Source organism: Sphingomonas sp. CCH9-E2 (genome assembly GCF_001557215.1).
Taxonomy (GTDB): Bacteria; Pseudomonadota; Alphaproteobacteria; order Sphingomonadales; family Sphingomonadaceae; genus Sphingomonas.
This window is the reverse complement of sequence record NZ_LSJM01000471.1, coordinates 1-11,478: the sequence shown is the minus strand read 5'-3', so window position 1 is coordinate 11,478 and position 11,478 is coordinate 1. Positions and strand designations below refer to the sequence as shown.

General features: G+C 67.2%; 12 protein-coding genes. 7 read left to right on the top strand and 5 right to left on the bottom strand.

All coding sequences use genetic code 11. The annotated features are described in order from the left end of the window. Positions 1–36: 36 nt before the first annotated feature. Positions 37–1,356 carry a methyl-accepting chemotaxis protein gene (locus AX681_RS21200; RefSeq protein WP_066657374.1) on the bottom strand — a complete coding sequence of 440 codons (1,320 nt, stop codon included), beginning with the start codon at positions 1,354–1,356 and terminating at the stop codon, positions 37–39. Between the two features lie 88 nt (positions 1,357–1,444). After that, a complete protein-coding gene (locus tag AX681_RS21195; protein WP_066657472.1) occupies positions 1,445–2,353 on the bottom strand; it encodes a LysR family transcriptional regulator in 909 nt (302 codons plus the stop codon). 62 nt (positions 2,354–2,415) lie between these two features. Between AX681_RS21195 and AX681_RS21190 the strand changes: the two genes are divergently transcribed. The 7 genes from AX681_RS21190 (at position 2,416) to mmsB (ending at position 10,061) form a co-directional block, all read left to right on the top strand. Then, a complete protein-coding gene (locus tag AX681_RS21190) occupies positions 2,416–3,918 on the top strand; it encodes a CoA-acylating methylmalonate-semialdehyde dehydrogenase (protein ID WP_066657376.1) in 1,503 nt (500 codons plus the stop codon). Positions 3,919–3,993: 75 nt separating this feature from the next. Further along, positions 3,994–4,959 (top strand): polysaccharide deacetylase family protein, encoded by a 966-nt coding sequence (locus AX681_RS21185; protein WP_082737846.1) that lies wholly within the window; start codon positions 3,994–3,996, stop codon positions 4,957–4,959. Beyond that, entirely contained in the window at positions 4,956–5,888 is a 933-nt protein-coding gene (locus tag AX681_RS21180; protein WP_066657378.1) for a polysaccharide deacetylase family protein, read from the top strand. The genes AX681_RS21185 and AX681_RS21180 overlap by 4 nt, the downstream gene beginning before the upstream one ends. A gap of 25 nt (positions 5,889–5,913) precedes the next feature. Continuing rightward, on the top strand, positions 5,914–7,062 hold the full coding sequence (locus tag AX681_RS21175; RefSeq protein ID WP_066657380.1) for an acyl-CoA dehydrogenase family protein: 1,149 nt from the start codon (positions 5,914–5,916) through the stop codon (positions 7,060–7,062). Then, positions 7,059–8,102 (top strand): enoyl-CoA hydratase/isomerase family protein, encoded by a 1,044-nt coding sequence (locus tag AX681_RS21170; protein ID WP_066657382.1) that lies wholly within the window; start codon positions 7,059–7,061, stop codon positions 8,100–8,102. Before AX681_RS21175 ends, AX681_RS21170 begins: the two co-directional genes overlap by 4 nt. A gap of 113 nt (positions 8,103–8,215) precedes the next feature. After that, entirely contained in the window at positions 8,216–8,992 is a 777-nt protein-coding gene (locus AX681_RS21165) for an enoyl-CoA hydratase (RefSeq protein WP_066657387.1), read from the top strand. A 181-nt stretch (positions 8,993–9,173) separates the two neighbouring features. Further along, positions 9,174–10,061, top strand: coding sequence for a 3-hydroxyisobutyrate dehydrogenase (gene mmsB / locus AX681_RS21160; RefSeq protein WP_066657390.1), 888 nt, complete (start codon positions 9,174–9,176; stop codon positions 10,059–10,061). A gap of 4 nt (positions 10,062–10,065) precedes the next feature. Here mmsB and AX681_RS21155 read toward each other — a convergent pair whose 3' ends face one another. The 3 genes from AX681_RS21155 to AX681_RS22725 form a co-directional block, all read right to left on the bottom strand. After that, on the bottom strand, positions 10,066–10,722 hold the full coding sequence (locus tag AX681_RS21155; RefSeq protein WP_231733668.1) for a flagellar hook assembly protein FlgD: 657 nt from the start codon (positions 10,720–10,722) through the stop codon (positions 10,066–10,068). A gap of 11 nt (positions 10,723–10,733) precedes the next feature. Next, on the bottom strand, positions 10,734–11,087 hold the full coding sequence (locus AX681_RS22730) for a flagellar hook-length control protein FliK (RefSeq protein ID WP_066657395.1): 354 nt from the start codon (positions 11,085–11,087) through the stop codon (positions 10,734–10,736). A 94-nt stretch (positions 11,088–11,181) separates the two neighbouring features. Further along, positions 11,182–11,478, bottom strand: a 297-nt coding sequence (locus AX681_RS22725) for a hypothetical protein (RefSeq protein ID WP_197424337.1), incomplete at its 5' end; no start/stop codon positions are given.

The following is an 11,478-nucleotide window of genomic DNA, read 5'->3' as shown; positions in this document are numbered from 1 at the left end:
CCCCTCCCCCAACCTCTCCGGTTCCGGGAGGGGAGGTCAGGCCGCGCGCAGATCCGCCAGAAACCCCTGCACGGCGACATCCAGTGCACCCGCCTCGGCCTGCAGCCGTTGGGCGAGGCCGCTCATCTCCTGTGCGCTGTGCGTGGCCGATCCCGCCGTGCTTCCGATCGCATCGACATCGTCGGCGATCATCGCACCGGCGTTGACCGTTTCGTCCACCGTCATCGCGATCAGTCGGGTCGTATCGCGCTGGGTTGCCACCGCATCCTCGACCGTGTCGCACAGCCGCGCCATCGCCGCGATGGCGCGCTCGACCTCGCCATGCCCGTCGGCCACTTGGGCGATGCCGGTGCACAGCTCGGCGACATGCGCGGTGATCCGGCCAGCGGCATGGCCGGCTTGGCTGGCCAGCGCCTTCACTTCGTTCGCGACCACGGTGAAGCCACGCCCGGCTTCACCGGCGCGGGCGGCCTCGATCGTGGCGTTGAGCGCGAGCAGATTCACCTGCGCCGCAATGTCGCCGATCAACGCGATGACCGCGTCGATCGACTCGGCCGACCGGATCAGCTGCCGCATCCGCGCGCCGCCTTCGCCGACCAGTCCGACCGCGTTTTCGGCGGCGGCCTTGGCGCGGGTGGTGTCGGCGTTGATCGCGGCAAAGGCGTCCGCCAGCATCCGTCCGCGATTGGCGATTTCGTTCATGCTCAGGCTGGTCTGTGCCGCAGCGGAGGCGACCGCGGCGGCGCGATCCCCGGTATCGGTGGCGCGGGACGCGGTGGCATTGGCATTGTCGCCGATCTGGTGCGACAGCGTGGCCAGCGTCCGTGCGAGCGAGCCGATTTGGCCTTCAAAGCGGCTCGACGCCGCCTCGATCCGCGCCGATCGCCGCAACTGACAGCGCGCATGCGTCAGCTCGCGCTCGACTGCCAGGCTGACGATGCGGCGGTTGGCAACCACCGCGAACAGCCGCCCGCGATGGGTGAAGATCATTCCTTCCTGCCCGCTGGCGGCGCGATAGGCGTCGAGCACCGCGCCGATATCCTGATCGACCTCGGCTTCGGGACAGGGGCGGATATGCGCCGCGATCGCGCTGCCATAGGCCGGGTTACGCATCAGCGCGTGGCCGAACGGATTGAGCAGCAGCCGCCGCACATCCTTTTCGAACAGCGCGCCGATCGCCCGATGATTGGCGTCGACGACGGGCAGCAGGCGCAATTCCATATTGGCCTGGAACATCTCGGTCGCGGTGAACAGCGTATCGTGCTCGCGCAGGAACGGCGGGTTGCGTTCGATCGTCGACAGCCAGTCGCGCATCGTCGACACAGGGGCGGGGGCGGTATCGGCTGGCGCGAACATGGCCCTGTGATAGCGGCGCGTTGGTAAATGCCATGTTAGCCGGGCGTGACGGTTTCGTGACAAATGGCGGTTTTCTGCGTCTTTTCGACTAGCCGGCAAGCTCCGCGCGATGCGCCGCGACCAATGCGCCGAGCCAGTCGGTAAAGGCCGCGACCGGGGCGAAGTGACGCGTCTCCTCATGCGTCACCAGCCAGAAGCTGCGCCGGATCGCAATGTCGGGCAGGACCCGGAGAAGCTCCGGATCGCTATCGCCGATGAAGCAGGGCAGCACCGCGATTCCCCCACCGGCTGCCGTCATGCGATGCTGGGCATTGATGCTCGACGAGCGCAATTGCGGTGCCGGAGCCCCCGGAATTTCGTCGAGATAGCGCAGTTCCGGCGCATACAGGATGTCGGGGACATAGCCGATCAGCCGGTGTGTGCGGAGCTGTTCGGCGGCGGTCGGCGTGCCCTGCGCGGCGACGTAGCTGCGCGACGCGTAGAGGCGGAGGCCGTAATCGGCGAGCTTGCGGGTCAACAGCGGCCCCCGCCGAGGTCGGGCGAGCAGCACCGCGACATCGGTCTCGCGCCGCGTCGGATTGAGGAACCCGCTGCTCGCGACCAGATCGATCGACAGGCCGGGATGCGCATCGGCGAGGGTGGCGAGATGGCGGCCGACGAACCAGCTGCCGAACCCTTCCGACACGCTGACCCGCACCGTGCCGCGTACCGGACCCCCTGCCTCGCGCGCGCCGATCGCGGCGGCGGCGCGTTCCATCGCGCGCGCATGGGTCAACAGCCGCTCGCCCGCCGGGGTCAGCGCCTGACCGTCCGGTCCCTGCTCGAACAAGCGTTCGCCGACCGCCTGTTCCAGGCGACGGAGGCGACGGCCGGCCGTGGTCGCATCGATCGACAGGCTCTGCGCCGCCTTGGCCAGCTGGCCGGTGCGGGCGATGGCGAGGAAGATCGGAAGGTCGCTCCAGTCCATTACCTGCAAATATGCAGCTATGCCCTGCATGTCGATGGGTTGCCGCCCATCGCCCGGCAGGTGCATCACGCTCCACAAATAGGAGAGGCCCCATGCGCGAGATCACCCATTTCATCGGCGGCGCGGCGACCGTCGGCACCGGCACGCGGCGGTCGGACGTGTTCGACCCGAATAGCGGCGCGGTACAGGCGCAGGTGACGCTGGGCAGCCCAGCAGACCTGGAAACCGCGATGCAGAAGGCGCTGGCGGCGCAAATCGGCTGGGCCGCGACCAACCCGCAACGCCGCGCGCGCGTGATGTTCGGGTTCAAGGCGCTGGTCGAGAAGAACATGGACGAGCTGGCGCAGCTGCTCAGCTCCGAGCATGGCAAGGTGATCGCGGATTCTAAGGGCGATATTCAGCGCGGCCTTGAAGTGATCGAATTCGCCTGCGGCATCCCGCATGTGCTGAAGGGTGAATATACCCAGGGCGCCGGCCCCGGTATCGACGTCTATTCGATGCGCCAGCCGCTTGGCGTGGTCGCGGGCATCACCCCGTTCAACTTCCCGGCGATGATCCCGATGTGGATGTTCGGCGTCGCCATCGCCTGCGGCAATGCTTTCATCCTCAAGCCCAGCGAGCGCGACCCCAGCGTCCCGGTGCGCCTCGCCGAACTGATGCAGGAAGCCGGTCTGCCCGACGGCATTCTCCAGGTCGTTCAGGGCGACAAGGAAATGGTCGACGCGATCCTCGACCATCCGGAGATCAAGGCGGTGAGCTTCGTCGGCTCGTCCGACATCGCGCATTATGTCTATCGCCGCGGGGTCGAGGCGGGGAAGCGCGTCCAGGCGATGGGCGGCGCGAAGAACCACGGCATCGTCATGCCCGACGCCGACCTCGATCAGGTCGTCAACGACCTCGCCGGCGCCGCGTTCGGCTCGGCGGGTGAGCGCTGCATGGCGCTCCCGGTGGTGGTGCCGGTGGGCGAAAAAACCGCGATCGCGCTGCGCGAAAAGCTGCTGCCGGCGATCCGTGGCCTGCGCGTCGGCGTGTCGACCGATGCCGAGGCGCATTACGGCCCGGTCGTCACCGCCGCGCACAAGGCGAAGATCGAGAGCTATATCCAGATGGGCGTCGATGAGGGCGCGGAACTGGTCGTCGACGGGCGCGGCTTCGCGCTGCAGGGGCATGAGCAGGGCTTCTTCGTCGGCCCGACCCTGTTCGACCGCGTGACGCCGCAGATGCGCAGCTATCAGGAAGAGATTTTCGGGCCGGTCCTTCAGATGGTGCGCGCCGACAGTTTCGAGGAGGCGCTCCGCCTGCCGAGCGATCACCAATATGGCAATGGCGTCGCGATCTTCACCCGCAACGGCCACGCCGCGCGCGAATTCGCCGCGCGCGTCAATGTCGGCATGGTCGGCATCAACGTGCCGATCCCGGTGCCGGTCGCCTACCACACCTTCGGCGGGTGGAAGCGCAGCGCGTTCGGCGACACCAACCAGCACGGCATGGAGGGGGTCAAGTTCTTCACCAAGGTGAAGACGATCACCCAGCGCTGGCCCGATGGCGGGGTGGGGGACGCCGCGAACGCTTTCGTTATTCCCACCATGGGATGACGCGGATGCGCCGCCGCGTTCGAGAATCGCTTAAACCCGTGCTAACCATCTCCTGCGGTGTGCAGGGGATGCGCGATGGTCTGGCTGTTTCGAATCGTGGTGGCGGTCGCGGCGCTGACCTGCATCGCCTGGGCCGCGCCGCTGGCGCTGACCGCGAGCGAGCCTGAGCACGTGGACAAGCGCATCGCCATCACATTTGACGACACCCCGCGCGGGGCCGGCGCGTTTCTGACGCTCGAGGAACGCGGGCCGAAGCTGATCGCCGCGCTCCAGGCGGCGGGGGTGCGGCAGGCGGCGTTCTTCATCAATCCGTGCCGGATCCAGAGCGACCGCGACGGTGCCTTGGTTCGCGCCTATGAAACCGCCGGCCACGTCATCGCCGACCATACGTGCAGCCACCCCGGCCTGTCGCGGGTCAGCGCGGCGTTTTACCTCGCCGATATCGACAAGTCGCAGGACTGGCTGCGCGGCCGCCCGACCTATCGCCCCTGGTTCCGCTTCCCGTTTCTGGACGAGGGCGGGAGCGACGCGGCAAAGGCGCAGGCGGTGCGCGATGGCCTCACCGCACGTGGCCTCACCAACGGCTATGTCACCGCTGACGGCTATGACTGGAATATGGAGCGGCTGACGATCGAGGCGAAGCGGGCAGGACGCACGATCGACCTGGCGCGGCTGCGCGACCTCTATGTCGAAACCCATGTCGGCGCGGCCGAGTTTGCCGATGCTCTCGCGCTCCGCGCCACCGGCCGCCACCCGGCACAGATACTGCTGCTCCACGAAACCGATCTCGCCGCGCTGTTCCTGCCCGACATGGTCGCCGGGCTGCGCAAGGCGGGCTGGACCATCGTCACCGCGGACGAGGCGTTCGAAGACCCGATCGCCCGCCGCACGCCACAGGTCGATTTCGCCAACGGTACCCGCATCCAGATGCTCGCCTGGGAAAACGGGCTGGAAGGATCGCGCTGGTACGACCGCACCGACGGCCCGACCGCCGACCGGCTGTTCGAAGAGCGGGTGATGCAGGGAGCAACCGTCCAGTGAGGATCGTCGGCGCCCTGCTCGCCTGCCTGCTGCTCGCGCTCCCCGCCGCCGCGCAGAAGCGGATCGCGCTCAGTTTCGATGATGCGCCGCGCGGGGCGGGGGCGTTCCTCGATCCCGACGCGCGCGCGAAGAAGCTGACGGCCGCGCTCAAGCGGGCTGGCGTCAAACAGGCGGTGTTCTTCGTGAACCCGGGCAATATCGGCCAGCCCGGTCATGGCGACGGCGTCGCCAATCTGGACCGGTATGTGAAGGCGGGCCATGTCCTCGCCAACCATAGCTGGTCGCACCCAAAGCTCGGCAATACCGACGCCACCGTCTATCTCGCCGACCTCGACCGTGCGGAAGCGTGGCTGAAAGCGCGTCCCGGTTACCGCCCCTGGTTCCGCTTCCCGTTCCTCGACGAGGGCGGCAAGGACAAGGTCAAGCGCGACGCGATCCGCGCGGGGCTGAAAGCGCGCGGGCTGATCAACGGCTATGTCACCGCCGAATCGTCAGACTGGAACATCGAAAGCCTGACCATCGCGGCAAAGCAGGCGGGCAAGAAGATCGACATGAAGGCGCTGCGCGACCTCTATGTCGAAAGCCATGTCGAGGCGGCGGAGTTCTACGACGCGCTCGCGGTCAAAACGCTGGGCCGCTCACCCGCGCATGTGATGCTGCTCCACGAAACCGACATCGCCGCCCTGTTCATCGGCGATCTGGTCAAGGCGCTGAAGGCCAGGGGCTGGACCATCGTCACCGCCGACCAGGCCTATGCCGACCCGCTCCGCGACGCCGCCCCCGACACGCCCCATGCCCAAGGCACGCTGATCGAGGCGCTGGCCTGGGAAAAGGGCCTGCCCGCGTCGCGCTGGTACGACCGCAACGATCTGCGCATCGCCAACCCGCTGTTTGCGCGGCGGGTGCTTGGCGAAACCCCTGCGCCCTGAATTTGTTTGAGAAAACGGACCCGATATGACCGACCAGCAATTCGACCTGACCGAAGACCAGCGCGCGATTCAGGAGATGGCGCAGCGCTTTACCGCTGACGCGATCACCCCGCATGCGGCGGAATGGGACGAGAAACACATCTTCCCGCGCAAAACGGTGAAGGCCGCCGCCGAACTCGGCTTCGGCGCGATCTACGTCAGCGAGGAGAGCGGCGGGATCGGCCTGGGTCGGCTCGAAGCGGCGCTGATCATGGAGGCGATGGCCTATGGCTGCCCCGCGACCAGCGCGTTCATCTCGATCCATAACATGGCCGCGTGGATGATCGACCGCTTCGGGTCGCAGACGGTGAAGGACAAATATCTCCCGCAGCTCGTCACCGCCGACTGGCTGGCAAGCTATTGCCTGACCGAACCGTCCTCCGGCTCCGACGCCGCAGCGCTCAAGACCACCGCAAAGCGCGACGGCGATCATTTCATCGTCAACGGGTCGAAGCAGTTCATCTCCGGCGCGGGCGAGAATGAGCTCTATGTCACGATGGTCCGCACCGGCGTCGATGGCCCGAAGGGCATTTCCTGCCTCGCCATCGAAAAGGACATGCCGGGCGTCAGCTTCGGCGCGAATGAGCGCAAGCTTGGCTGGCATGCGCAGCCGACGCGGCAGGTGATGTTCGACAATGTCCGCGTGCCGGTCGAAAACATGATCGGCGCGGAGGGCGAGGGCTTCCGCATCGCGATGATGGGCTTGGACGGCGGCCGCCTCAACATCGGCGCCTGCTCGCTCGGCGGGGCGCAGCGCTGCCTGGACGAAGCAATTGTCTATACAAAAGACCGCAAGCAGTTCGGCACCGCCGTGGCCGAGTTCCAGAACACCCAGTTCATGCTCGCCGACATGGCGACCGAGCTTGAGGCGGCGCGCGCGTTGCTCTACCTCGCCGCCGCCAAGGTCACCGCCAACGCCCCCGACAAGACCAAGTTCGCGGCGATGGCAAAGCGCTTTGCCACCGACACCGGGTCGGCTGTGGTCGACCGCGCGCTGCAGCTGCATGGCGGCTATGGCTATCTGATGGACTATCCGATCGAACGCTTCTGGCGCGACCTGCGCGTCCATTCGATCCTGGAAGGGACCAATCAGGTGATGCGCATGATCGTCGGGCGGGAGTTGACCCGCCAGTGACCGAAGATGTCCTGATTTCCGTCGAGGGCAAGGTCGGCCGCATCCGGCTCAACCGGCCCAAGGCGATCCATGCGCTCAACACCGGCATGTGCGCCGCGATCCTCGATGCGCTGGCAGCGTGGCGCGAGGATACCGCAATCGAAGCGGTAATGATCGACCATGTCGAAGGTCGCGGCTTCTGCGCGGGCGGGGACATCCGCATGCTCGCCACCAGCGGCGCGGACGATGGTGCGGCGGCGCGAGACTTCTTCCGCGTCGAGTATCAGATGAACCACGCGCTGTTCACCTTCGTGAAGCCGATCGTCGCGTTCATGGACGGGATCACGATGGGCGGCGGCGTCGGCCTGAGCCAGCCCGCGCGGTTCCGCGTCGCCACCGAAAACACCAAGTTCGCGATGCCCGAAACCGGCATCGGCCTGTTCCCCGATGTCGGCGGCGGCTGGTACCTCTCGCGTCTGCCGGGTCGCGTCGGCCAGTATCTCGCGGTCACCGGCCACCGGCTCGACGGCGCGGAGTGCATCGCGCTGGGCCTCGCCACCCACTATCTCGCGGCCGAGCGGCTCGACGACGCCAAGGCGCGCATCCTCGCCGATCCGCAGGTGATCGAAACGGTGCTGGCCGATCTCGCAACGCCCACGCCCGACGCCGCCATCCTGACCCACCGCGCGGCCATCGACCGCCTGTTCGCCAGCGACCGGCTGGAAGACATCATTGCCGCGTTGGAGGCCGATCCGGGCGACTGGGCGATGCAGCAACGCGCCACCATCGCGGGCAAATCGCCGCAGTCGATGAAGGTCAGCCTCAAGCTGCTGCTCGACGGCGCGTCCATGCCGACCTTCGAGGACGAGATGCGACAGGAGTTCGCGGTCGCCACCCGCGTGGTGCAGCGCCACGACTTCATCGAAGGCGTCCGCGCGCTGATCATCGACAAGGACAACCACCCGCGCTGGGACCCCGTTACGCCGGACGGGGTCAGCGACCACCTGATCGACCAGATCTTCGCCCCGCTGCCCGAGGCTGAGGCGTGGAGCCCGGCTTAACTCCCCTCCCGCTTGCGGGAGGGGCTGGGGAGGGCCTGTCCTCCCCTACATCGATTGAGTTACAGGCCCTCCCCCGACCCCTCCCGCTAGCGGGAGGGGAGAAAGGTAGAAAAATGACCGACTACAACACCATCCTCGTCGAACAGCGTGGCGCCGTCACGCTGGTGACGCTCAACCGCCCGCAGGCGCTCAACGCGCTCAACAGCGAAGTCCTGTCCGAACTGCTTGACGCCATGGCCGCATTCGACGCCGACCCGTCACAGGGCTGCGCCGTCCTCACCGGCAGCGAAAAGGCGTTCGCGGCGGGCGCCGACATCAAGGAGATGCAGAGCCAAGGCTTTGCCGACATGTACGGCCATGATTTCTTCGCCGGCTGGGATCAGTTCACCCGCACGCGCAAGCCGATCATCGCCGCCGTCTCCGGCTTTGCGCTCGGCGGCGGATGCGAGTTGGCGATGATGTGCGACTTCATCCTCGCCGCAGACACCGCCAAGTTCGGCCAGCCCGAGATCAAACTCGCGGTCGCGCCGGGCATGGGCGGATCGCAGCGCCTGACCCGCGCGGTGGGCAAGGCCAAGGCGATGGAACTATGCCTGACTGGCCGCATGATGGGCGCGGAAGAGGCGGAGCGCGCCGGCCTTGTCAGCCGCATCGTCCCCGCAGCCGAACTGCTCGACGAAGCGCTCAAGACCGCCGCGACGATCGCGTCGATGGCCCCTCTCGCGGTGCTGGCGAACAAGGAAATGGTCAACGCCGCGTTCGAAACGGGTCTGGCCCAGGGTGTCCAGTTCGAACGCCGCCTGTTCCACGGTCTGTTCGGGTCGCAGGACCAGAAGGAAGGCATGGCGGCATTCGTCGAGAAGCGTCCGGGGAACTGGACGGGGAAATGAGTGAAACCCCCTCTCCCGTCGGGAGAGGGTTGCGAAGACTTGGCAGCTTGCTGCCTAGTCGTAGCTGGGTGAGGGGATCGCCCTTTCGATGGCGCGATCCCCTCATCCAACCTCCGCTAGGCGCTGAAGCGCCAAGGTGCGGTATCCTTCTCCCTCCGGAGAAGGTTTGAGAGGATGAGAAATGGCCCGCGTAGGATTTATCGGTCTCGGCAATATGGGCGGCGGGATGGCCGCGAACCTGGCGAAGGCGGGGCATGACGTGCGCGCCTATGACCTCAGCGAAGAGGCGCTCGCCCGTGCCAAGGCCGCCGGATGCCTGCCCGTCGCCAGCGCGGCCGAGGCAGCGCAGGGGGCAGAGGCGGTCATCACCATGCTCCCCGCCGGCAAGCATGTCGAACAGGTCTATGCCGACAGCGTGTTCGACGCGGCCGATACCGGGGCAATCCTTATCGATTGTTCGACCATCGACGTCGATACCGCGCGCCGCGTCGCCGATGCGGCGGCGACCAAGGGGTTGATGGCGGTCGATGCGCCCGTCTCCGGCGGGATCGCGGCGGCGGCGGGCGGCACGCTGACCTTCATGGTCGGCGGCAGCGATGCCGCGTTCGAACGCGCCGAGCTGTTCCTTTCCGACATGGGCAAGGCGGTCATTCATGCCGGCGGCAATGGCGCGGGGCAGGTGGCAAAGATCTGCAACAACATGTTGCTCGGCGCGACGATGGTCGCGACCTGCGAAGCGTTCCTGCTCGCGCGCAAGCTCGGGCTCGACCCGCAGACCTTCTACGACATCAGCTCGGTCTCGTCGGGACAGAGCTGGTCGATGACCAGCTATGCGCCCTTGCCCGGTGTCGGCCCGAAATCGCCCGCCGATAACGACTATCAGGGCGGCTTCGCTGTCGGGCTGATGCTCAAGGATCTGAAACTGGCGATGGAGGCCGCCGAAACGGTCCACGCCGACACGCCGATGGGCGCACGCGCTGCGGAGCTTTACGGCAAGTTCGCGGATGAAGGCCATGCGGGCATGGACTTCTCCGGCATCATCAAGATGCTGGAGGACCGCGGGGCCTGACGCTTCACTGCGTCAGGCGGATCAGCGTGGCGGAGTTGTAGAAGACCCCGTTGACCTGGAACGTCATGCCCGACGCGTCCTGCGCGACTTCCTTGACCAGACCGCGCGCGGAGATCGACACCGGCACGCTCGCGCCGGTCGTGTCCTTGGCCGAAATCTCGAGCTTGTAGGCGCCGTCCGGCGCGCGGTTGCCATCCGCCAGCGTGCCGTCCCACACCAGATCGCCCTGCGACCCGGTCAGGTTGACGGTGTGGACGGTCGCACCCGACGCGTTTTTGATCGTCGCGACCACGGTTTCGGCCGGGCGGCTGGTGGCATAGGTCCATTGCGCCGGGCTGGTCGCGGTCAGACCCGCCTGATCGCTGCCAAAGCTCGCGACCTTGCCGACCACCGATGCCGCCCCGACCAGGTTGTCGGAGGTCAGCGCGGTCAGGATCGACTTGAGCGAAGCATTCTGCTGGATCGACTGTTCGACCTGCGAGAACTGGACGAGCTGCTGGGTATATTCCGCCGTGTCCATCGGATCGAGCGGGTCCTGATTCTGCATCTGCGTGGTCAGCAGGCGCAGGAACATCGTCGCATCGGTGGCGAGCTTGCCCAGCGCGTTGGTCGAGTTGGTGTTGGTCGCGGCATTGGCGGCGGAGGCGGCGTCGACGGCCATGATCGGCTCCTTCAGGCGACGAGATCGACCCGGCCCGAGCTGCGGACCTGGACGGGGGTGGGGGTGGACGGAGTGTTGGCGGCATCGCCGTCGTTCAGATAGGCGCGGCTGGCGATGCGGCGGCCCTGCTGAGCCTGCTGGTCGCTCTGGCCAAAGCCACGGCTGTCGAAGCGCAGGCTCTGATCGTCGGCGCGGAAGCCGGCATCGTTGAGCGCGCGGGTCAGGTTGTCGGAGTCCCGGCGGAGCAGGTCGAGCGTCGCGGGCTGATCGGCGGTAACCTCGGCGCTCAGCTGCCGCGCTTCGTCCATCCGCAACCGCACTTCGATCTTGCCGAGTTCGGCGGGGTCGAGCCGGATCACGAGCACATCGCCCGAACCGCTATCGGCATGGCGGACGATGGCGATGCCGACATCCTCACCAATTGCGGCGGCACGCGCGCGATGTTCGGTGGCGGCGGGATCACCCGTGTGCGTCGTGCCCTGCGGAGCGGCGGCTGCGAGCGGGTCGAAAAGCGGGCAGCGCGTTCGCTGCAGCCTGTGCCGCTGCCGGGGCCGGTGCGGCGGGCTGCGGCGTCGACTGGCGGTTGCCGTCGCGATTCATCGCGTATCCGCCCGTGTCGCTGGTGGTGCGCAGCGCATCAGTCTCGGGATCGCTGCTGGTGGTGACGAGGGTGTCGAATGCGCCATCATCGGCGGGCGCATCGCTGGCGATTTCTGAGGGGGCGGGTTCGACCACGCGCAGCGCGACGGGGGCGGC

Excerpts from the sequence above, each read along its gene's own strand:
- AX681_RS21185 (WP_082737846.1), top strand. The coding sequence starts at position 3,994 with ATGGTCTGGCTGTTTCGAATCGTGGTGGCGGTCGCGGCGCTGACCTGC.
- AX681_RS21200 (WP_066657374.1), bottom strand. The coding sequence starts at position 1,356 with ATGTTCGCGCCAGCCGATACCGCCCCCGCCCCTGTGTCGACGATGCGC.
- AX681_RS21175 (WP_066657380.1), top strand. The coding sequence starts at position 5,914 with ATGACCGACCAGCAATTCGACCTGACCGAAGACCAGCGCGCGATTCAG.
- mmsB (WP_066657390.1), top strand. The coding sequence starts at position 9,174 with ATGGCCCGCGTAGGATTTATCGGTCTCGGCAATATGGGCGGCGGGATG.
- AX681_RS21155 (WP_231733668.1), bottom strand. The coding sequence starts at position 10,722 with ATGGCCGTCGACGCCGCCTCCGCCGCCAATGCCGCGACCAACACCAAC.
- AX681_RS21190 (WP_066657376.1), top strand. The coding sequence starts at position 2,416 with ATGCGCGAGATCACCCATTTCATCGGCGGCGCGGCGACCGTCGGCACC.
- AX681_RS21195 (WP_066657472.1), bottom strand. The coding sequence starts at position 2,353 with ATGCAGGGCATAGCTGCATATTTGCAGGTAATGGACTGGAGCGACCTT.
- AX681_RS21165 (WP_066657387.1), top strand. The coding sequence starts at position 8,216 with ATGACCGACTACAACACCATCCTCGTCGAACAGCGTGGCGCCGTCACG.